General features: G+C 69.6%; 16 protein-coding genes. 6 read left to right on the top strand and 10 right to left on the bottom strand.

Annotated features, from left to right (window positions below; genetic code table 11):
* Positions 1 to 75: 75 nt before the first annotated feature.
* From LNW71_RS09550 to LNW71_RS09565, 4 genes are all read right to left on the bottom strand, one after another.
* A complete protein-coding gene (locus LNW71_RS09550) occupies positions 76 to 1,941 on the bottom strand; it encodes a hypothetical protein (RefSeq protein ID WP_374119373.1) in 1,866 nt (621 codons plus the stop codon).
* 430 nt (positions 1,942 to 2,371) lie between these two features.
* Entirely contained in the window at positions 2,372 to 2,815 is a 444-nt protein-coding gene (locus LNW71_RS09555; protein ID WP_250967843.1) for a DUF6113 family protein, read from the bottom strand.
* Complete coding sequence (gene mshB, locus LNW71_RS09560) at positions 2,812 to 3,711, bottom strand: N-acetyl-1-D-myo-inositol-2-amino-2-deoxy-alpha-D-glucopyranoside deacetylase (RefSeq protein WP_250967844.1); 900 nt, start codon at positions 3,709 to 3,711, stop codon at positions 2,812 to 2,814. Before mshB ends, LNW71_RS09555 begins: the two co-directional genes overlap by 4 nt.
* A gap of 84 nt (positions 3,712 to 3,795) precedes the next feature.
* The gene (locus LNW71_RS09565) at positions 3,796 to 3,990 is read right to left on the bottom strand and encodes a hypothetical protein (protein WP_250967845.1); all 195 of its coding nucleotides are present in this window, start codon (positions 3,988 to 3,990) and stop codon (positions 3,796 to 3,798) included.
* Between the two features lie 209 nt (positions 3,991 to 4,199).
* Here LNW71_RS09565 and LNW71_RS09570 point away from each other — a divergent pair, with 209 nt between their 5' ends.
* Positions 4,200 to 6,290 (top strand): prolyl oligopeptidase family serine peptidase, encoded by a 2,091-nt coding sequence (locus LNW71_RS09570; RefSeq protein ID WP_374119518.1) that lies wholly within the window; start codon positions 4,200 to 4,202, stop codon positions 6,288 to 6,290.
* Between the two features lie 54 nt (positions 6,291 to 6,344).
* On the opposite strand, the gene LNW71_RS09575 is transcribed toward LNW71_RS09570, so the two are convergent.
* The 6 genes from LNW71_RS09575 to LNW71_RS09600 form a co-directional block, all read right to left on the bottom strand.
* Positions 6,345 to 7,454: a hypothetical protein gene (locus LNW71_RS09575; RefSeq protein ID WP_250967847.1), complete on the bottom strand. Its 1,110-nt coding sequence runs from the start codon at positions 7,452 to 7,454 to the stop codon at positions 6,345 to 6,347.
* A 195-nt stretch (positions 7,455 to 7,649) separates the two neighbouring features.
* Positions 7,650 to 9,044, bottom strand: coding sequence for a dipeptide ABC transporter ATP-binding protein (locus LNW71_RS09580; protein ID WP_250967848.1), 1,395 nt, complete (start codon positions 9,042 to 9,044; stop codon positions 7,650 to 7,652).
* Positions 9,034 to 10,011: an ABC transporter ATP-binding protein gene (locus LNW71_RS09585; RefSeq protein ID WP_250967849.1), complete on the bottom strand. Its 978-nt coding sequence runs from the start codon at positions 10,009 to 10,011 to the stop codon at positions 9,034 to 9,036. The genes LNW71_RS09580 and LNW71_RS09585 overlap by 11 nt, the downstream gene beginning before the upstream one ends.
* Before the next feature lie 12 nt (positions 10,012 to 10,023).
* Positions 10,024 to 11,007, bottom strand: a complete 984-nt coding sequence (locus LNW71_RS09590) for an ABC transporter permease (RefSeq protein ID WP_250967850.1) — start codon at positions 11,005 to 11,007, stop codon at positions 10,024 to 10,026.
* Positions 11,000 to 11,923, bottom strand: a complete 924-nt coding sequence (locus LNW71_RS09595; RefSeq protein WP_250967851.1) for an ABC transporter permease — start codon at positions 11,921 to 11,923, stop codon at positions 11,000 to 11,002. The genes LNW71_RS09590 and LNW71_RS09595 overlap by 8 nt, the downstream gene beginning before the upstream one ends.
* A 460-nt stretch (positions 11,924 to 12,383) precedes the next feature.
* On the bottom strand, positions 12,384 to 14,018 hold the full coding sequence (locus LNW71_RS09600) for an ABC transporter substrate-binding protein (RefSeq protein ID WP_250967852.1): 1,635 nt from the start codon (positions 14,016 to 14,018) through the stop codon (positions 12,384 to 12,386).
* A gap of 507 nt (positions 14,019 to 14,525) precedes the next feature.
* Here LNW71_RS09600 and LNW71_RS09605 point away from each other — a divergent pair.
* From LNW71_RS09605 to LNW71_RS09625, 5 genes are all read left to right on the top strand, one after another.
* Positions 14,526 to 15,554, top strand: a complete 1,029-nt coding sequence (locus tag LNW71_RS09605) for an ABC transporter permease (RefSeq protein ID WP_250967853.1) — start codon at positions 14,526 to 14,528, stop codon at positions 15,552 to 15,554.
* 71 nt (positions 15,555 to 15,625) lie between these two features.
* Entirely contained in the window at positions 15,626 to 17,410 is a 1,785-nt protein-coding gene (locus LNW71_RS09610) for an ABC transporter substrate-binding protein (RefSeq protein ID WP_250967854.1), read from the top strand.
* An 87-nt stretch (positions 17,411 to 17,497) separates the two neighbouring features.
* On the top strand, positions 17,498 to 18,478 hold the full coding sequence (locus LNW71_RS09615) for an ABC transporter permease (protein ID WP_250967855.1): 981 nt from the start codon (positions 17,498 to 17,500) through the stop codon (positions 18,476 to 18,478).
* 11 nt (positions 18,479 to 18,489) lie between these two features.
* Positions 18,490 to 19,515: an ABC transporter ATP-binding protein gene (locus LNW71_RS09620; RefSeq protein WP_250967856.1), complete on the top strand. Its 1,026-nt coding sequence runs from the start codon at positions 18,490 to 18,492 to the stop codon at positions 19,513 to 19,515.
* A gap of 26 nt (positions 19,516 to 19,541) precedes the next feature.
* Positions 19,542 to 20,636, top strand: a complete 1,095-nt coding sequence (locus LNW71_RS09625) for a dipeptide ABC transporter ATP-binding protein (protein WP_250967857.1) — start codon at positions 19,542 to 19,544, stop codon at positions 20,634 to 20,636.
* Positions 20,637 to 20,689 lie beyond the last annotated feature (53 nt).

The raw sequence follows: 20,689 nt of genomic DNA on the forward strand, positions 1-20,689 counted from the left end.
ACGGGGCCGCCCGGAGACGGCACCGCCCCCGGCCGGGGTCCGGTCGGGGGCGGCGCCGTGCGGTACGGGGTGGTGTCAGCCGTTGCCGCCGAGGTCGATCGTGACGGTCCGCTCGGCGGGGGTCTTGCCGAGCAGTGCGCCCTTCATGGCGAAGGCCACGTCGTCCGCGCTGAGCTGGTGCTTCGCACCGTCTCCCTTGGTGATCATGATGCCGTCGAAGACGCCCTCGCAGAGGGCGTCGATGGCCTTCTTGTCGTAGTGGTCGACGAGCTTGGTGCCGCCGTCCACCGGGACCATCGAGAGGATCTTCGGCAGCGACTTGGCCGGGCCGAACTGGATCTGCTTGGGCCCGGCCTTGATCGTGATCAGACCGGACATCGCGGGCTCCGCGAACGCCTTCATCGCCCGGTCCAGTTCGGCCTGGTCGATGGTGGGCTCGCGGGTGGTGACCGGCAGCTCGACGGTGGCCGCCCGGCCGGTCTCCACCTGGGCCCGGTAGGCATCGCGCACCGAGCCCATCGACTGGTTGACGTCGAGCGCCTTGCCGGCCTTGCCCGGTACGGCGACGGCCTTGCCCGGCTCGAACTTGACCATGCCGTTGCTCGCCGAGCCGGAGGCGCCGGCCAGGTCGGTCAGCGCGACTTGGAGCTTCTCCTCGTCGACCGGGATCACCGGGTCGATGTCGCGCTTGCCGCCGAAGAGGGAGCCGATGACGGAGACCGGGTTGTAGTCGCTGCCCGCCGCGGAGCGCACGGTCGCCTGGTCGTCCAGGGCGAGGCCGGCCTTGTCCGGTGCGAGCTCCGTCTGCTTGCCGTCCACGCTCAGCCGGAGGGGGGCCTTGGTCCGTTCGCCGAGGGCGGTCTCCAGCTTCTCGACGGCGTCCTCCTTGGTGCCGCCGCCGATGTCGACGCCGAGGACGGTCGTGCCCTTGGGGACGTCGGAGTGGTTCATCAGCAGCCCGGCGCCGTACGCGACCCCGAGCAGGCAGACGGCTGCCACGCAGAGCAGCACCAGCTTCGAGCGGCCCTTCTTCGCCGGCGCCTTGGACGAGGCGGGCTCCGGTGCGGTGCGGGCGCCGGACTCGGGCGCCTGGGCGGCGAACCCTCCCGGGCCGGCCGGTCCGGTGCCCATCGGGTTGTCCGGGATCCGCGGGGTGAGATCGGGGCCCGGGAACGGCGGGGGCTGCGTCGAGCGGCGCTCCGACGGCACGACGGGGATCCCGCTGTTCAGCGTGTCCCCCGAGACGTTGCCACCGGACGGGGCGGCCGGGAACTGCGGCGTGAGGACCGCGGTGTCGTCGGACATCCGCGGCGGTACGCCACCGGGGCCGCCGGGAGCCTGCGGTCCGCCGGGCCCGCCCGGTCCCGCGCCGAAGGGCCCGAGTCCGTCGAGGTCCGGAGTGAGCGCGGAGTTGCCGGTGGCCGGTCCCGTGGTGGGTCCGGACGGGCCCGGCGTACGGACACCGAGGTTCGGCGTGGCACGCGGCCCGCCGGGGACGTCGGCGCCGGACTCGTCGGCTCCGGGCGCACCCGGGGCATCCGCGCGCTGCGGGCCGTCCGAGAAGTACGGCAGGTCGGCGCGCGGACCGGGGGGCGGGGTTGCCGGGCCGTTGCCCGGACCGTCCGCCCGGCCGCCGAAGCCACCGGGGCCGCCGGCCTGGAAGCCCGCGCCGTCCGTGCCGCCGCCCGGCGGGCTGCCCGCCGGAGCACCGGCGGACGCGTCCGGCGAGCCACCCGCCGGGGGCTTGCGCGGCGCGAACCAGTCGCTGCCGCCCTTCTCCCGGGCAGGCTTCTCGGCAGCCGGTTCCGCCGCGGCGGCCCCGTCCGCGGCGTCGGGTCCCGGTGCGGCCGGGGTGCCCGGCGCGCCGTTGGGCGCGGGGGCGCCGGGGCGCGGGGTGCTGCCGGTGCGCTCGTTGCCGGGGCCGGCGTCGGCGTCACTCATCGGCGTACGCATGACCACCGGCGGGATCGGACGCGAGCCCGGAATGTTGATCCGGATACGCGTCGTCAGCGTCGTCTCTGTCCTCGGCTCTTCGGGCTGAGGCGGATCCGCAGGCTCCGGGGTCTCCTCCGGAGCGTCCTGCGAAGGGTGCAGCGACGGATACTGGCGGGATCCGTACGGCGGCGTACCCGAGGGGTACGCGGCTCCTCCGCGGCCCTGGGGCCCGGAGGACGAACTGTCAGTTTCACGACTCAAAGCAGGTTCTCCCGATTGGCTCCGCCGCCCGTACTTCCCCCATGCCGCAGGCCAGGGGACGGCTCGGCGCGCGAACCACCTTACTGGCCGCGGCCGACAGACACCCCGCGACCGGGGGAAACGACTGCGCACCCCCCGGACGGACAGGGGGCATTACGGGATCGGACGTGGCACATTACTTGCCAGGTCGGCCGCTGTCGGCACCTAGTTGGGGTGACCGCGACATGGTGGCACAGATCACAGCCGCAGCCATCCCGCCCAGCATGAAGAGGGCGAGGCCGAGTTCGTCCCCGAAGACGTAGTCCCCTTCGGGGCGGCCACCCAGCAGAACAACGACCGAAATCAGCCAGCCCGCGGCGGGCGCCGCCGCACCGGGCTGGGTGCCCATGAGGCGTCGGCCGCCGCAGAAGAGGGCGGTGGTGGCGAGCAGCGTGAGCAGCAATCCGCCGGGGAACCAGGCGGATTGGACCAGTGTTCCGGCGATCCCGACGGCCGCGCCGAGGAGGGCGAGACCGAGCAGGGCGGCGATCCGGCGTGGGTTGAGGGGGGCGGCCAGGCCGGTGGCCGGAATGTCCCTGGTTGGTGCGTTGGTCCGGGCTGCCCGCTGTCTGCTGCTCATGTGTCCGCTCCCTGTACGCCTGCGAAGAGATCGTGTTCCCGCGCCCCCTGCTTGGCGCCCGGGGCACCGCTCACCAACTGGTAGTACTCGGTGGTGAGGACGGGCTGGCCCAGGTCGTTGGACAGGGCGAAGAAGGGGCCGCTCAGCGCGATCTGGGTGGCGTGCGCCCGCATCGCGGCGGTCTTCACCTCCTCGTAGCCGGCGCCGTCGATCTCGGTGGTGATCAGGGTGTCGTTCACCACACCCGGCACGTCGTCGATCGCGGCGATGCCGGGGAAGGCGTCGGGGGCGGTGGCCCGCAGGCGGGCGAAGGCGTCCTCGGCGACCGGACGCGGCACCCGGTTCCAGTAGATCTTGGCGATGGCGTGCGGGGCTCCGGAGCCCGCCCGGTACGCCGGGTCGGCGGCCAGTGCGGCGGCGCGCATCGCGACCCGGTGCGCCTGGATGTGGTCGGGGTGCCCGTAGCCACCGTCGGGGTCGTACGTCACGAGCACCTGGGGGCGGACCGAGCGGATCACCTCCACGAGGTACCCGGCGGCCTCGTCCACGTCGGCGGACCAGAAGGCGCCGGGGCGGTGGTTCTGCTCGGCGCCCATCATCCCGGAGTCGCGGAAGCGGCCGGGACCGCCGAGGAAGCGGTGGTCGGTGACCCCCAGCTCCTTCATCGCCGCCGCGAGTTCGCCCTGCCGCCAGGGGCCCAGGGAGTCGTCCCGGTCGGCGGCGAGGTGCGCGAGCGCGGGCGGGATGACCTCGCCCTCCTCGCCGAGCGTGCAGGTCACCAGCGTCACCAGGGCGCCGTCGGCCGCGTACCTGGCCATGGTGGCGCCGTTGTTGATCGACTCGTCGTCGGGGTGTGCGTGCACCAGGAGCAGACGCCGGGCGGGAAGGTCCGTCATGGGGACCACCCTACGAGCCGGCGGCCCCGGTGGCCGACGGCACCCACGCGCCGGGCGCCGACGAACCGCGGACGGGTGGCACGGTCAGAATTTGATCCCCCCGATCATGCCGGCCACGTTCGTGGTCAGCTCGGAGATGGTGGGCGCCACGGACGAGCTGGCGAGATAGAAACCGAGCAGCATACAGACCACCGCATGTCCGCCCTTCAGCCCGGATTTCCGGACCAGCAGGAAGACGACGATCGCCAGCAGCACCACCGCCGAAATCGAGAGTGCCACGGCGGTTCACCTCCATCAGTACGGTCGGGACGGGCAGCACGCATGGAGCCAGCAGGTTCTTACCCACCGAGCGCTACGGATCATAACTATCCGTGGCAACGCATTGATCGGGGCACAGCAGCACGAGGGGCGCACGGGCGGGGAGCGGCCGATAGGTTCGGTACATGACTTCGCCAGAGATCACCTTCCCGCTGCAGTTGGCCCGGACGATGCGGTTCACCCTGGGCGCACCCCGCGCGTTCACGGTGTCACCCGACGGTGAGCGGGTGGTGTTCCTGCGCTCGGGGTCCGGCACCGACCGTTCGGGCCGGCTCTGGGTGCTCGACCTGTCCGACGGCGGCGCACCGCAGGAGCGGGTCGTGGCCGACCCGGCGGCGCTGCTCGGGGGTTCGCAGGAGCGGCTGTCCGTGCAGGAGCGCGCCCGGCGCGAGCGCAGCCGCGAGGGGTCGTCCGGGATCGTGGGCTACGCGGTCGACGGGGCCGCCGAGTTGGCGGCGTTCGCGCTCTCCGGGAAGCTGTACGTCGCGGAGTTGCGGGCCGGTACGGCGCGCGCGCTGCCCGTGCCAGGTCCGGTGATCGATCCGCGACCCTCCCCCGACGGGCGACACGTCGCATACGTGTCCAAGGGCGCGCTGCGCGTCGTGGGCGCCGAGGGAGACGGGGACAGGGCACTCGTGGAGCCGGAGGACGCGCATGTCTCCTACGGCCTCGCGGAGTTCATCGCGGCCGAGGAGATGGCGCGCTCGCGCGGCTTCTGGTGGTCTCCGGAGTCGGACCGGCTGCTTGTCGCCCGGGTCGACGACAGCCCGGTGCACCGGTGGTGGATCGCCGACCCCGCGCACCCCGAGCGCAAGCCCGCCGAGGTCGCGTACCCGGCGGCCGGGACGCCCAACGCGGTGGTCCAGCTCTTCGTCGTGGGGCTGGCCGGGGAGCGTACCGAAGTGGTGTGGGACCGGGCCCGGTTCCCCTACCTGGCGCGGGTGCACTGGTCTTCGGACGGGGCGCCGCTGCTGCTCGTGCAAACGCGTGACCAGCGCAGTCTGCTCTACCTCGCGGTGGACCCGGAGACCGGGACGACCCGGACGGTGCACGTGGACGAGGACCCGGTGTGGCTGGACCTGTTCCCCGGAGTGCCCGCGTGGGCGCCGGACGGGCGGCTCGTGCGGATCGCGGACGAGGGCGGGGCGCGGGTGCTCTCGGTCGGCGACCGGCCGCTGACCGGGGCGCAGTTGCAGATCCAGACGGTCCTGGACATCGGGGATTCGGACATCCTGGTGACGGCGTCGGAGGGCGAGCGGGCCCTCGTGCCGGAGACCGGCGAGAGCCATGTGTACCGGGTCAACGAGCTCGGCGTCGAGCGGGTCTCGGAGGGTGCGGGGGTGCATTCCGCGGTCCGCTCCGGCGGGGTGACGGTGCTGGTCTCCACCTCCCTGGACCGGCCGGGAGCGACCGTGCGGGTGTTCCGGGACGGGAAGCAGGTCGCCACCGTCGCGAACCACGCGGAGCAGCCGGTGCTCTCCACCCGGGCGCAGCTCACCGAAGGGGGCGCACGGCGGATTCCGTGCGCCGTGATGCTCCCCTCCGGATACAAGGAATCGGATGGTCCGCTTCCGGTTCTGATGGATCCGTACGGCGGGCCGCACGGCCGCCGGGTGGTCGCCAGCCACAACACTCATCTCACCTCGCAGTGGTTCGCGGACCAGGGCTTCGCCGTGATCGTCGCGGACGGCCGCGGCACACCGGGCCGTTCACCCGGCTGGGAGAAGGCGGTCAAGAACAACCTCGCCCTCACCCTCGACGACCAGGTCGAGGCGCTGCACGCGCTCGCCGGGCGGTTCCCGCTGGATCTGGACCGGGTGGGCATCCGGGGCTGGTCGTACGGCGGCTTCCTGGCCGGCATGGCCGTGCTGCGGCGGCCCGACGTGTTCCACGCGGCGGTCGTGGGCGCCCCGGTGACCGATCAGCGGCTCTACGACACCCACTACACGGAGCGCTACCTCGGCGACCCGGCGGCCCAGCCCGAGGTGTACGCGTACAACTCGCTGCTCACCGACGACGGACTGTCGCACGCCGCCGAGCAGGTGCGGCCGATGATGATCATCCATGGGCTCGCGGACGACAACGTGGTGGTCGCCCACACCCTGCGGCTGTCCTCGGCGCTGCTCGCGGCGGGGCGCCCGCACGAGGTGCTGCCGCTGAGCGGGGTGACCCACATGACCCCGCAGGAGAAGGTGGCGGAGAACCTGCTGCTGCTCCAGGTGGACTTCCTGAAGCGGTCGTTGGCGCGCCCGTCCGCGTAGGGCCTCTCGTTTGGATCATGCCGGGCTCGCATGCCCCGGCACCGCACCTCGCGGCTACCAGCCCGGCGGCGGCTGCGAGGGCGGCGGTGGCGGTCCGAAGCCGCCGCCCTGCGGGTACCCGTAGCCGGGGGCGGGCGGCTGCGGGCCCTGGTACGGGCCGGGGTTCTGTCCGGGGTAGGGCGCGTTGCCCTGCCCCGGGTACGAGCCGGGCCCGTAGGCCGGCTGGCCGTACCCGGGCCCCTGCCCCTGTCCGTACGGGCCGGGGACGTCGGCGAAGCCCCTGGGAGCCAGCGCGATCAGCACGACCACGGCGGCGAACACCTGGAAGACCCAGCTGACCAGGGTGAGCTGGGTCTCGGTCGGCAGCGATCCGAAGTGGTCCAGCAGGTCGTAGTGCACGATCCGGACCACGCCCAGCGCCCCTCCGGGCAGCAGCAGCGCGGCCGCCACCAGGCCGAACGGCCGTGCGTGCACGGCGTGGAAGAGTGCGCTCACCCCCGCGACCAGGCAGAGCAGGGCCAGTGCGGCGCTACCCCAGCCGGGCGGCGGATCGACCACCCCGTGCGGGATCCGGTCGCCGCCGAGGTACCAGTCGGGGAAGATCTCCGAGTACTTCACGACCTGGCGGATCTCCCAGGCGATCAGCACCGCCCCGGCCGCGCACAGCAGCAGGAAGGCGGCGACGGACGCGCCCGGCCCCGGCCGGGAGGGCGTCTGCTCGTAGGAGTCGACCGGCGGCCGGCGGCCGGCCCCGGCGGTGATGATCAGTGCGATGCCCGCAGCGAGGCCGACGAAGGCGCAGATCAACGCCCTTGAGCGGAGATCGTCCGAGAACGACGACTCCATCGCCCGGCTGCTGATGTTCCAGAGTCCGGGCAGTTGCAGGGCAAGCGTGATCACGCCGGCGGCGACGAGCGTGGTGGCGGCGACGGAGGAGCGCAGTGCGGCGACGGCTGCGACCACGTACACCACGAACAGGGCGACATCCAGGGCCGAGGTAGCGGGCATCGCACGCGGGCGGGCGTTGTAGAACCCGGCCCAGTAACGCCAGAGCTGGTCGAAGTCCACGGCCCGGATGTCCCGTACCAGCCAGCTCGCGACGATCACGGCGAGCACGCCGCAGAGGACGGCACCGGTGACTCTTGCTCCGCGGGTGAGTATCACCCGAGCGATACTCCACCGCGTCCGGCCTCCCGACAAGAGGGCGGCCGCCGCACGGTCCTGGCGGGCGACCGGCCGGGGGAGTTGACGTCCCCCGGCCGGTCCACGGCACCCGCACGGCCGTACGTCGTCCATGCTGACGGGTCCGTATATCGGACGTGCGACGGACGAGTTGCCCGCGCGTTAACGGACCTGCGGTCAGCCGGCCCGGCTGCTGCCGGAGGGCGGCGGACCGTCGTCCTCGCTTCCCGGACCCGCCGACGCGGGCGGGTCCGGCTCGCTCACGGGCCCGGTGGACGCGGGCGGACCGTCGTCCGCGCCAACGGGGCCACCCGGCGTGGGCGGACCCTCGTTCCCGTTCGCGGGGCCCGCGGACGGTGGCCTGCGGGCCTCCCGGTCCACCTTCTCCACGTCCGGTCCTGGCCTCGACTCCCCCGGCACCGCGTCCTCCTGCAGTGGCTCCAGCGTGCCCTCCGGCGGCACCACCCGCTTCTCCTCCGCGAAGTGACAGGCCGAATCGTGCCGGGCCGGGGTGTCCGTCAGCCGGAACACCGCCGGGACGGCCAGCAGCGGCACCTCCAGCTCGCACCTCTCCTGCGCCTTCCAGCAGCGGGTGCGGAAGCGGCAGCCGGAGGGCGGGTTGGCGGGTGAGGGCACATCGCCGTGCAGGATGATCCGCTCGCGGTACTCGCGCGCCATCGGGTCCGGCACCGGCACGGCGGAGAGCAGCGCCTGGGTGTAGGGGTGCGTGGGGTGCTCGTAGATCTCCTCGTCCGTGCCGATCTCGGCGAACCGGCCGAGGTACATCACCCCGACCCGGTTGGAGATGTGCCGGACGATCGAGAGGTCGTGCGCGATGAAGACGTAGCTCAGGTTGAACTCCGTCTGCAGCCGGTCCAGCAGGTTGACGACCTGCGCCTGGACGGAGACGTCGAGGGCCGAGACCGGTTCGTCGGCCACGATGATCTCGGGGTTGAGGGCGAGCCCGCGGGCGATGCCGATGCGCTGGCGCTGTCCGCCGGAGAACTGGTGCGGATAGCGGTTGATGTACTCCGGGTTGAGACCGACGACGTCGAGCAGGTCCTGCACCTTGCGGCGCCGGTCGCCCTTCGGCGCCACCTCGGGGTGGATCTCGTACGGCTCCCCGATGATGTCGCCCACCGTCATCCGGGGGTTGAGGGAGGTGTACGGGTCCTGGAAGACCATCTGGATGTTGCGGCGCACGGCCTTCAGGGCGCGGCCGGAGAGCTTGGTGATGTCCTCGCCCTTGTACCGGATCGCCCCGGCCGTGGGCTCTTCCAGGTGGACCAGCAGCCGGGCCACGGTCGACTTCCCGCAGCCGGACTCCCCCACGATGCCGAGCGTCTCGCCCGCCGCCAGGTCGAAGGAGACCCCGTCGACCGCCTTGACGGCGCCGACCTGCTTCTTGAACAGGATGCCCTGGGTCAGCGGGTAGTGCTTGACGAGGTCGCGGACCTCCAGGATCGGCTCGTTGCCGGCGTGGGCGCTGGTCTCCCGCGACTTGGCCAGCAGGGCGCGTGCCATCTCGCCCTCTTCGCGCGCTTCCTTGCGCCCCGAGTGGTCAGCGTGCATCGAGCGTCTCCTTCCAGAAGTAGCAGGCGCTCTGACGGTGCTCGGCCACGTCGAACAGCGGCGGTACGTCGGTGCGGCAGACGTCCTGGGCCATCGGGCAGCGCGGGTTGAAGGCGCAGCCGGGCGGGATGTGCAGCAGGTTGGGCGGCAGGCCCTTGATCGCGTACAGCTCCCGGCCCTTCTGGTCCAGGCGCGGGATGGAGCGGAGCAGGCCCTTGGTGTACGGGTGCGCGGGCGCCTTGTAGATGTCGTGGACCGGTGAGGTCTCGACGATCCGCCCCGCGTACATCACGGCGATCTTGTCGGCGACGTCGGCGACGACGCCCAGGTCGTGGGTGATCAGGATCAGACCCATGTTCAGTTCGCGCTGGAGCTCCGCGAGCAGGTCCATCACCTGGGCCTGGACGGTGACGTCGAGGGCGGTGGTGGGCTCGTCCGCGATGATCAGCGAGGGCTCCAGGGCCAGCGCCATGGCGATCATGATGCGCTGGCGCATACCGCCGGAGAACTGGTGCGGGTAGTTGCCGACCCGCTCCTTGGCGGCCGGGATCCGGACCCGGTCCATCAGCTCGACGGCCTTGGCCCGCGAGTCCTTGCGGGACATGCCGCGGTGCACGACGAACATCTCGCCGAGCTGCTCCCCCACGGTCAGTACCGGGTTGAGGGAGGAGAGCGCGTCCTGGAAGATCATGGCCATCTCCTGGCCGCGGATCTTCCGCCGCTCCTCCTTCTTGAGCTTCAGCAGGTCCCGGTCCTTGAAGAGGATCTCGCCGCCACTGATCTTGCCCGGCGGCATGTCGAGGATGCCCATGATGGCCTGTGCGGTGACCGACTTCCCGGAGCCGGACTCACCGAGTACGGCGAGCGTCTCGCCTTCGGACACCGAGTAGTTGACCCCGTTGACGGCCCTGGCGACCCCGTCCCGGGTGTGGAACTCCACGTGCAGATCGCGCACTTCGAGCAACATGGGGCGGACTCCTCAGCGCATCTTGGGGTCGAGGGCGTCGCGCACCGCGTCGCCGAGCATGATGAACGCGAGCACGGTGACCGCCAGCGCGCCGGCGGGCCAGAGGAGCATGTGCGGGGCGTTGCGGATGTTCTGCGAGGCCGACGAGATGTCGATGCCCCAGCTCACGGTCGGCGGTTTCAGGCCGACGCCGAGGTACGAGAGCGTGGCCTCCAGGGCGATGTAGGTGCCCAGCGCGATGGTGGCCACCACGATGACGGGCGCCACGGCGTTGGGGGCGACGTGCCTCAGCAGCATGCGGGTGTTGGACGCCCCGAGGGCGCGCGCGGCCTGGACGTAGTCGTTCTGCTTGGCCGTGATGACCGCGCCGCGGGCGATCCTGGAGATCTGCGGCCAGCCGAGCAGCACCATGAATCCGATGACCGGCCAGACGGTGTTGCTGGTGACGACCGACAGCAGGACCAGACCGCCCAGGACCACGGGAATGGCGAAGAAGATGTCCGTGACGCGGGACAGGATGGCGTCCGAGGACCCGCCGAAGAAGCCCGCGAGTCCGCCGAGCAGGCCGCCGAGCAGCGCCACGCCCAGGGTGGCGCAGACGCCGACGGTGACCGAGGCACGGGCGCCGTAGACGACCCGGGTGTAGACGTCGCAGCCCTGCGCGTTGAATCCCATCGGGTAGCCCGGCTGGGACCCCTGCTGCGCCTTGGCCAGGTCGCACTTGAGCGGACTGCCGGACGCGATGAGCGAGGGCCAGATCGAGATGATGACCAGGAAGACGATGATCAGCGCCGAGATGATGAAGACCGGGTTGCGCCGCAGGTCCCGCCAGGCGTCGGCCCAGAGGCTGCCCGCCCGGCCGTCGGCCCCACCGCCCTCCGGCCCGCCGGGCTTCTTCTCCAGGGTGGTGCCTTCGCTGACGGCCAGGTCCATCGCGCCGCCGGCGCCGGTGCCGGCGATCGCTCCCTGCTGCTGCTCGGGCTGAGGCTCAGGCATAGCGAATCCTCGGGTCGAGTACGGAGTAGAGGAGGTCGACGACCAGGTTGGCGACCAGGAAGACCAGCACCAGGATGGTGGCGAAGCCGACCACGGTCTGGGTGTTCTGCCGCAGGATGCCCTGGTAGATCTGGTAACCGACGCCGTGGATGTTGAAGATCCGCTCGGTGACGATTGCGCCGCCCATCAGCGCGCCGATGTCCGTACCGATGAAGGTGACGACGGAGATCAGCGAGTTGCGCAGCAGGTGCCGGACGATGACGCGGCGCCTGGGCAGGCCCTTGGCCTCAGCCGTGCGGATGTAGTCGGCCCGGGAGTTCTCCGCGATGGACGTCCTGGTGAGTCGTGTGACGTACGCCAGGGAGACCGAGGCGAGCACCAGCCCGGGCAGGATCAGTTCACCGAACGGCGCCGCCGAGGAGACCGTCGGGGAGATGACGGACCACCTCACGCCGAGCAGGTACTGCAGCACGTAGCCGGTCACGAAGGTGGGGATCGCGATCACGACCAGGGTCGCGACCAGGACCGAGTTGTCGACGACACGGCCCCGCTTGAGTCCGCTGATGACGCCGAGCGTCACGCCCACGATGATCTCGAAGAGGATGGCGACGATGGTCAGCCGCAGGGTGACCGGGTAAGCGGCCGCCATCAGCTCGGTGACCGGCTGTCCGTTGAAGGCGGTACCGAAGTCACCGGTGAAGACGTTGCCCATGTAGGTCAGGTATTGCTGCCAGACGGGCTTGTCCAGGCCGAATTCCTTCTGCAGCTGCGCGGCCGTCGTGGGGTCGCACTGCCGGTCCCCGCAGAGGCCCGCGATGGGGTCGCCCATCACGTTCACCATGAGGAAGAGCAGCAGCGTGGCTCCGATGAAGACCGGAATCATCTGGAGCAGACGGCGGATCACATAACGCCCCATGTCACCCTCCGCACATCGGTCGGGCAGCGGACCCCGGCTGTCGGTTCGGCCGTGCTCGGCGGGATGCCGCCGTCGGCCGGTGCTCGCTCCGCGGCAAACCGGGGCCTGATGAATGGCTGCATCGCACCGTCACCTCCCTGTTGCCACCGGCCGCCCCGAACGGCCGTCGATTCGATTGCCGGATCTCGCCCCGGACGGCGGCGCCGTCGGGGCCACCGCCGGTTCACCGTCCCGGCGTCAACCAAATACATCCCATTTCGTAGTGCATGGCATCTTCTGTTCCCCCTCACGGGAACAAAGGGGGACCCGATGCCGCCACTCGCGTGAAAGCGGCCGGGCGGCGGGCGTGACGATCTGGATTCCGCCGAACGGGACCCCGTCGGCCCTCACCCGCCCCGCACCGGTTCACGCCCCGCGGCCCGGCACCCCTGGAGGGTGCCGGGCCGCGTGCGTCACGGGATCAGTTGACCTTGATCTCGTTGTAGACCGGCACGCTGAACGGGTTGAGCGCGACGTTCGAGACGTTCGTGGAGTAGCCGGCGCTGCCGTTCTGGTACCAGAGCGGGATGGCGGCCATGTTGTCCCGGACGACCGCCTGGGCGTCCTGGAAGGTCTTGACCGCCTTGGCGGTGTCGGACTCGGCGTTCGCCTGGTTGACCAGCTTGTCGAACTGCTTGTTCGACCACTTCCCGTCGTTGGACGAGGCGTTGGTGTAGTAGAGCGGCTGCAGGAAGTTCTGGATGAGCGGGTAGTCCATCTGCCACCCCGCACGGAACGGCCCGGTCATCTTCTTCTGGGTGATCTTGTTCCGGAAGTCGGCGAACGTGCCGGTCGGGCTGCCCACACACGCCTTGTCGTTGCCGAGGGCGTTGTTGATGCTGTTGCAGACCGCGTCCACCCAGTCCTTGTGGCTGCCCGTGTCGGCGTTGTAGCCGATCTTGACCTGCCCGCCGGGGATGCCGCCGCCCTCGGAGATCATCTTCTTGGCCTCGGCGGGGTTGTAGTCGCACAGACCGCCGCAGAACCCCGCCTTGTAGCCACCGTCCGCGCCCAGCACCGGCGAGGTCCAGTCGGTGGCGGGGGTCCGCGTCTTGTTGAAGATCGTGTCGGTGATCTGCTTGCGGTTGATGGCCATGGACAGCCCCTTGCGGACCTTGTCGCTGTCCGGCTTGTTCCACGCGTCGTCGTAGAACGGGAAGGCCAGCGTCTGGATGATGCCGGCCGGGGTGTTGATGTAGCGGTCCCCGAGGTCCGCCTTGACGTTCTTCAGCTGCGAGGCGGGGACGTCGTCCACGAGGTCCAGGTTGCCGGCCACCAGGTCGGTGTAGGCGGTGTTGTTGTCGGTGTAGACCTTGAGGTCGATACCGCCGTTCTGCGCCTTGTCGGTGCCGGGGTACTTGGCCCACTTGCGCAGGGCCATCTGCGAACCCTTGGTGTACGAGTTGATCGTGTACGGGCCGTTGCCGACCGGCTTCTTCAGCCAGGCGGCGTGGTCGTCGAAGAAGGCCTGGGGCAGCGGGGCGAACGCGGCGTAGCCCAGCGTGTCGGGCCACAGGGAGAACTTCTGGTTGAGCTTGACGGTGAACGTCCTGGTGCCGGTGACCTTCAGCCCCGACATCGCGCCGGCGCTCTGGGAGCCGGAGTCCGGGTGCACCTTGTCGTAGCCGTCGATCTGGCCGAAGAAGTAGGCGTTCTTCTGGTTGTTCTTCAGGCTCGCGCCGTAGTTCCAGGCGTCCACGAAGGACTTGGCGGTGACCGCCTCACCGTTGGAGAACGTCCAGCCGTCCTTCACGGTGACGGTGAAGTTCTTGGAGTCGGAGCTGTCGATCTTCTCCGCCAGCATGTCCTCGGCCGCGCCGGTCTTGGAGTTGTACCGCTTGAGCCCCCGGAAGAGCATGTCGAGGACCTTGCCGCCCTGCACCTCGTTGGTGTTGGCGGGCTCCAGCGGGTTCTGCGGGTCACCCCACGAGGAGCTCACAATCCCATCGGCGCCTCCGCCACCCCCGCCACTGTCGCCTCCGCCGCCACAGGCCGTCGCCGCCAGAGCGACGGCGACCGCGCATGCGGCCCACTTGACCTGTGTGGCTCCGCGCATGGACTGCCTCCTCATAGTGCTCCGTCTTACTTGGAGTCAAATATCACCTCATAGAGGGGCTTACGCATATTTACTCCCGCCATCCGGGCACGACAGGAGCCGTCCGGATGGCAGCCGAGGGGCCCCGCACGCGTACTTTTGACGCGTACGCGCCATGCCGCACGGACGGCCGAAGCGGGCCTGACGAGCGGCGAAGCGATAACGGCGACGCAACGAACGCGCATCGACCCGGCACCCATGCGACCGGATGCACGAATTCCGAGACATCACCGCCCGGATATCGAACTCATTGACGGTTTTTCATTGATTTGCCGGAGAATAAGACCTTGATCGGGTAAACCAACAGTAAAGACATGACCACGTCAAAGTCATGCATTGGTCAAGCTTCCAAAGAGCGGCTCAAGGCAGTCCGACATTCATTGACCCTGCATGAATTGCGTTGAAAAAGTCCGGGTAGCCCGTAGGTGTGCCCTGCGGAGTCCTTCGACCCTCCGGGCCAGGAGCACCATGACGATTCCAACCTCGAACGCAGCCAACCCTCTTGAGGCGGCTCACTCGACGACGCTGTTGGCGCCCACCGCTTCGGCGCCCAAGGGCGGCGACGGCCGGTCCCCGGGAAAGCTGGCCTGGCGGCGATTCAAGCGCGACCGTACCGGCGTCATTTCGGCTTATGTAGTTATTTTCTTTTTCGTGGTGGCCATCTGTGCGCCGCTGATCGCCAAGCTGTACGGGAAGGATCCGTACACGACGTACGGGGCGAACGACACCAGCCTGCTGGACGACTTCGGCTCCCCGGTGCTGCCCAACGGCGGTATGAGCAGTGACTTCTGGTTCGGCATCGAGCCCGGGCTCGGCCGGGACGTGCTCACCTTCCTGCTCTACGGCATCCGCAACTCCCTGCTCATCGCCACGGCCACCACGCTGCTGGTGGCCGTGATCGGCATCGCCGTCGGCATCACCGCGGGCTACCTCGGCGGGAGGACGGACTACCTGGTCGGCCGGGTCATCGATGTCCTGCTTGCCTTCCCGTCCACGCTCTTCTTCATCGCCTTCTGGCCCGTGATGCTCTCGATCCTGGTCTCCCCCGAGGAGTCCACCCCGGTCTGGCTGACCGTCGTCAGCCTCATCACGATCATGACCGCCTTCGGCTGGGCGTCGATCGCCCGCCTGCTGCGCGGCGAGGTCCTCGCCCTGCGTGAGCGCGAGTTCGTCGAGGCTGCCAGGGTGACCGGCGCCTCCCCGGCCCGGATCATCTTCAAGGAACTGCTGCCCAACCTCTGGACGCCGATCCTCATCCAGGCCACGCTCGCGCTGCCCGCATTCGTCACGGCGGAAGCCGGTCTCTCCTTCCTCGGTGTCGGTCTCACCGAGCCGACGCCCGACTGGGGCGTCATGATCGAGCGCGGATCGGACGTCTACCAGAGCGACATCACCTTCATGCTCTTCCCCGGCGCGACGATGGTGATCTTCGTGATCGCCTTCAACCTGCTGGGCGACTCGGTGCGCGACGCACTGGACCCGAAGACCAAGCGCTGAACCGCACTTCCTCCGGCCGGGCGACGGGGCCCACCGGATCGATCGTTCTCCCTCGAACAGAGCAGGAAGCCATGTCCCTCTCCCGCAGAAACTTCGTCATCGCCACGTCGGTCGCGGCCGCCGGTTCGATGGTCCTCTCCGCCTGCAGCAGCGGCAGCTCTACCGACAAGGGCGGCAAGGACAAGGGCCACGGTGGCACCGACAAGTACACCGGTGCGGTCGTCGTCGGCACCAAGGCCGACTCCACCGGCCCCGCGGCCGAGATCCCGGGCGCGAAGAAGGGCGGCACGATCCGCGGCATCGCCCCGGACGACTTCTCGCACCTCGACCCGCAGCGCATCTACTTCTCGTGGAACTCCGCCGTCGGCGACCTCTTCATCCGCGGCCTGACGGGCTACAAGATCGCCGCGGACGGCTCGATGAAGCTCGTCGGTGACCTCGCCACCGACGCGGGCACCATGAGCGACGCCGGCAAGACCTGGGCATTCACGCTCAAGGACGGCCTCAAGTGGGAGGACGGCAAGGAGCTCACGGTCGAGGACGTGCGCCACGGCATCGAGCGCGGCTTCGCCAGCTTCACCACCGAGGGCGCGGGCTACGCCCAGCAGGCACTGACCGGCTCGGCCGACTTCCGGTCGAAGTACAAGGGCCCGTTCAGCGGCAAGCACCTTGAGTCCGTCGTGACCGACAAGGCCGCGAAGACCATCACCTTCAAGCTCGCCGAGTCCCGCCCGGACTTCAACTTCACCCTCGCGATGAGCTCCTACGGCGCCGTCCCGGTCAAGGGCGACAGCAAGGAGAAGTACGACAAGGACCCGGTCTCGGCCGGCCCGTACCGCATCAAGGCGCACAAGGTCGACAAGTCGATGACGCTGGTGCGCAACCCGCACTGGGACCCGGCCACCGACTCGATCCGCAACGCGTACCCGGACAGCTTCGTCTACGAGTTCGGCCCCGAGTCCCTGCAGGCCGCCGACCGTCTGATCGCCGACGACGGCGACGACCAGTACGCCGTCATGGCCTACAGCGGTGTCCCCGCCGAGCGCATCCAGAAGGTCATCACCGACCCGGAGCTGAAGAAGCGCACCTTCAACGGTCTGCTCACCGGCATCTACTACTACGCCATCAACACCAAGCGGATCACCGACCTGAAGGTGCGCCAGGCGCTCATCCACGCCTGGCCGCTGGAGCAGATCCGCAAGATCTACGGTGGCCCCTCGGCAGGTGACTACGCGACGTCGATCCTCAGCCCGGACATCCTCGGTTACGCCAAGGACGACGTCTACGGCAAGCTGAAGAAGCCGCAGGGCGACCCGGAGGCAGCGAAGAAGCTGCTGAAGGAGGCCGGCAAGACCGGTCAGAAGGTCGTCTACGCGTTCCCGCAGGGCGCCAACTACGACAAGACCAAGGTCGTCATCGAGAACGCCCTGAAGGCGGCCGGCTTCACCCCGGTCATCAAGCCGCTGGACTCCACCAGCTACTACGACCAGATCCAGCAGATCGACAACAAGTTCGACGTGATGTGGTTCGGCTGGTCCCCGGACTGGCCGACCGGCTACACGCTGATCCAGCCGCTGTTCGACGGCGGCACGATCGCCAACGGCGCCAACAACATCTCGCAGCTGAAGGTCGACTGGGTCGACGCCGCGATCAAGAAGAACGTCGTCATCGCCGACCCGGCCGAGGCCGGCAAGGCGTGGGCCGCCCTGGACAAGCGGATCATGACGGAGGAGGCGCCGATCATCCCCGAGACGTTCCAGCGCCGCTTCTACCTGTACGGCTCGAAGGTCGGCGGCGCCATGTTCCACCCGAACTGGTCCTCGGCAGTCTTCTACAAGCTGTTCGTGAAGGCCTGACGCCGACACTCCTGAGGCGGGGCGCCCCTGCGGCGCCCCGCCCGCTCCCCTCCCCCTCGTCGGCGTCTGCCAGGGAAATCGATCGCCATGTTCCGCTTCCTCATCCGCCGGGCAATCGGCGCACTGGTCATCCTGCTGATCATCAGTGCCATCACCTTCGTCCTCTTCTACGTCGCACCCCGCGACCCAGCTCGCGTGGCCTGCGGCAAGGTGTGCACGCCGGAGACGCTGGCGCTGGTCAAACGCAACCTGGGCATCTCCGACCCGCTGCCCGTGCAGTACTGGCACTGGCTCCAGGCCGTGTTCGTCGGCCGGGACTACAGCTCCTTCGGGCACTGCCCCGCGCCGTGCCTGGGCTACTCCTTCCACAACCGTGAGCCGGTTCTCGGCACCATCCTGGACCGTTTCCCGACGACCCTGTCCCTCTCGCTGGGCAGCGCGTTCGTCTTCGTGATCTTCGGTGTGGGCACCGGCATGCTGGCGGCGGTCAAGCAGGGCAAGACGCTGGACAAGGTGGCGTCCTCGGCCTCCCTGATCGGCTCGTCCATGCAGATCTACATCGTCGGCGTCGTCGCCATGTACTACCTCGCCGACCAGTGGCACATCCTGAGCCGCCCCAAGGACGTCCCCTTCACCGAGGACCCGGCAGCCTGGTTCAGCGGACTGCTGCTGCCCTGGCTGGTGCTGGCACTCATCTTCACCGCCAACTACACGCGCATGGCCCGCTCCCAGCTCGTCGAGACCCTGAGCGAGGACTACGTCCGCACCGCGCGGGCCAAGGGCCTCTCCCGGCGCACCGTGTTCTTCAGATTCGCCTGGCGCGGGGCCATGGGTCCGATCGTCACCATCTTCGGCCTCGACCTCGGTGTCCTCTTCGGCGGCGCGATCATCACCGAGAAGACCTTCGGGCTGCACGGCATCGGAGCCCTCTCCGTCAAGGCGGTGGGCGACAACGACCTTCCCCTGCTGCTCGGCGTCGTGCTGGTGGCGGCCGGAGCCATCGTCGTCTTCAACATCATCGTCGATGCCCTGTACGCCCTCATCGACCCACGCGTCCGCCTCGCCTAGGGAGAGATCCAGTGAGCACCCCCTTCCTCTCCGTACGCGATCTGCGCGTGCACTTCTCCACCGAAGACGGCGCGGTCAAGGCCGTCGACGGGCTGTCCTTCGACGTCGAGAGGGGCAAGACGCTCGGCATCGTCGGCGAGTCCGGCTCCGGGAAGTCCGTCACCAACCTGACCATCCTCGGTCTGCACCACCCCGAACACACCCGGATCGAGGGGGAGATCCTGCTCGACGGGCAGGACCTCCTCACCGCCCCGGAGCGGGAGCTGGAGCGGCTGCGCGGCAACAAGATGTCCATGATCTTCCAGGACGCGCTGGCCTCGCTCTCGCCGTACCACACCATCGGCAAGCAGATCGGCGAGACGTACCGCAAGCACACCGGGGCGTCCAAGCGCGAGGCGCGGGCGCGGGCGGTGGAAATGCTGACCAAGGTGGGCATCCCGCAGCCGGATCTGCGGGTCGACGACTACCCGCACCAGTTCTCCGGCGGTATGCGCCAGCGCGCGATGATCGCCATGGCGCTGGTCTGCGACCCGGCCCTGCTGGTCGCGGACGAGCCGACGACGGCGCTGGACGTCACCGTGCAGGCCCAGATCATGGACCTGCTCAAGGACCTCCAGCAGGAGACCGGCACCTCGATCATCTTCATCACCCACGACCTCGGCGTCATCGCCGACATCGCGGACGACGTACTCGTGATGTACGCCGGCCGGTGTGTGGAGCGTGGCACCAAGAAGGAGGTGCTGCGCGCGCCGCAACACCCCTACACCTGGGGCCTGCTGGGGTCCATGCCGACACTGGAAGGACCGGTGGACGTACCTCTGTCGCCGATCCCCGGCACCCCGCCCAGCCTCCTCAACCCGCCGACGGGGTGCAGCTTCCACCCCCGGTGCGCCTTCACCGAGCAGGTCGGCGGCACCCGCTGCTCGACCGAGCTGCCGCTGCTGCACCTGTCGGACGGGCGCGGGTCCGCCTGCCACCTGACCGCGGAGCAGCGCTCGGAGTTCTTCGCCGACTTCGCCGGCACCCGGCCCAACTGACGTACAAGAGACGGGACTTCCCTACTATGAGCAGCACCGATCCCCTCCTTGACGTCTCCGGACTGACCAAGCACTTCCCGATCAAGGGCGGCTTCCCGATCCGGCGGACGATCGGCGCGGTCCAGGCCGTGGACGGGCTGGACTTCACGGTCTCCGAGGGCGAGAGCCTCGGCCTGGTCGGTGAGTCCGGCTGCGGCAAGTCGACGACGGGCCGGCTGATCACCAGGCTCCTGGAGCCGACCGCCGGCCGGATCTCCTACCGCGGGCAGGACATCAGCCATGCCTCGCGCAGGGAGCTGGCGCCGATCCGCTCCGAGATCCAGATGATCTTCCAGGACCCCTACGCGTCGCTGAACCCCCGCCAGACGGTCGGCAAGATCATCTCGGCCCCGATGGAGATCAACGGCATCAAGCCGGCCGGCGGTTTCGAGAGCCGCGTCCGCGATCTGCTGGAGACCGTCGGGCTCAACCCGGAGCATTACAACCGCTTCCCGCACGAGTTCTCCGGCGGTCAGCGACAGCGCATCGGGGTGGCCCGCGCGCTGGCCCTGGAGCCGAAGCTGATCGTGGCGGACGAGCCCGTCTCGGCGCTGGACGTGTCGATCCAGGCCCAGGTGGTGAACCTGCTGCAGAAGCTGCAGAAGGAACTGGGTATCGCGTTCCTGTTCATCGCGCACGACCTGGCGATCGTGCGGCACTTCTCGCAGCGCGTCGCCGTCATGTACCTGGGCCGGATCGTGGAGATCGCCGACCGCGAGGACCTGTACGGCAACCCGCGCCACCCGTACACCAAGGCACTGCTGTCCGCCGTCCCCGAGGCGACCGCCGACGACGTGCCGGCCCGTGAACGCATCCGGCTCACCGGCGACGTGCCGTCCCCGGTCAACCCGCCGTCCGGCTGCCGCTTCCGCACCCGCTGCTGGAAGGCGACGGACAAGTGCGCGAGCGAGACACCGCCGCTGATCCAGGTCGGGGGCAGCCGGGAGGGCCACCTGACGGCCTGCCACTACCCGGAGGACGCCCGGGCCGAGGACTCCCGCTCCGCCGTGCCGCAGGCCCGCAGCGCCGGAGCCACGGTGCTCGACAAGAAGACCTTCCAAAACCCCAAGGCCGAAGGCTGACACCCCTCTCCTCGGCCCCGGGGCGGCCCCGCCGGACACGGACCTGACCGGTC

This window comes from Streptomyces sp. RKAG290 (assembly GCF_023701695.1).
Lineage (GTDB): Bacteria > Actinomycetota > Actinomycetes > Streptomycetales > Streptomycetaceae > Streptomyces.

Bases quoted from the DNA above. Each gene is read 5' to 3' on its own strand.
- LNW71_RS09550 (WP_374119373.1), bottom strand. From the start codon at position 1,941: ATGAGTGACGCCGACGCCGGCCCCGGCAACGAGCGCACCGGCAGCACC.
- LNW71_RS09555 (WP_250967843.1), bottom strand. From the start codon at position 2,815: ATGAGCAGCAGACAGCGGGCAGCCCGGACCAACGCACCAACCAGGGAC.
- mshB (WP_250967844.1), bottom strand. From the start codon at position 3,711: ATGACGGACCTTCCCGCCCGGCGTCTGCTCCTGGTGCACGCACACCCC.
- LNW71_RS09570 (WP_374119518.1), top strand. From the start codon at position 4,200: ATGCGGTTCACCCTGGGCGCACCCCGCGCGTTCACGGTGTCACCCGAC.
- LNW71_RS09580 (WP_250967848.1), bottom strand. From the start codon at position 9,044: ATGCACGCTGACCACTCGGGGCGCAAGGAAGCGCGCGAAGAGGGCGAG.
- LNW71_RS09585 (WP_250967849.1), bottom strand. From the start codon at position 10,011: ATGTTGCTCGAAGTGCGCGATCTGCACGTGGAGTTCCACACCCGGGAC.
- LNW71_RS09590 (WP_250967850.1), bottom strand. From the start codon at position 11,007: ATGCCTGAGCCTCAGCCCGAGCAGCAGCAGGGAGCGATCGCCGGCACC.
- LNW71_RS09595 (WP_250967851.1), bottom strand. From the start codon at position 11,923: ATGGGGCGTTATGTGATCCGCCGTCTGCTCCAGATGATTCCGGTCTTC.
- LNW71_RS09600 (WP_250967852.1), bottom strand. From the start codon at position 14,018: ATGCGCGGAGCCACACAGGTCAAGTGGGCCGCATGCGCGGTCGCCGTC.
- LNW71_RS09605 (WP_250967853.1), top strand. From the start codon at position 14,526: ATGACGATTCCAACCTCGAACGCAGCCAACCCTCTTGAGGCGGCTCAC.
- LNW71_RS09610 (WP_250967854.1), top strand. From the start codon at position 15,626: ATGTCCCTCTCCCGCAGAAACTTCGTCATCGCCACGTCGGTCGCGGCC.
- LNW71_RS09615 (WP_250967855.1), top strand. From the start codon at position 17,498: ATGTTCCGCTTCCTCATCCGCCGGGCAATCGGCGCACTGGTCATCCTG.
- LNW71_RS09625 (WP_250967857.1), top strand. From the start codon at position 19,542: ATGAGCAGCACCGATCCCCTCCTTGACGTCTCCGGACTGACCAAGCAC.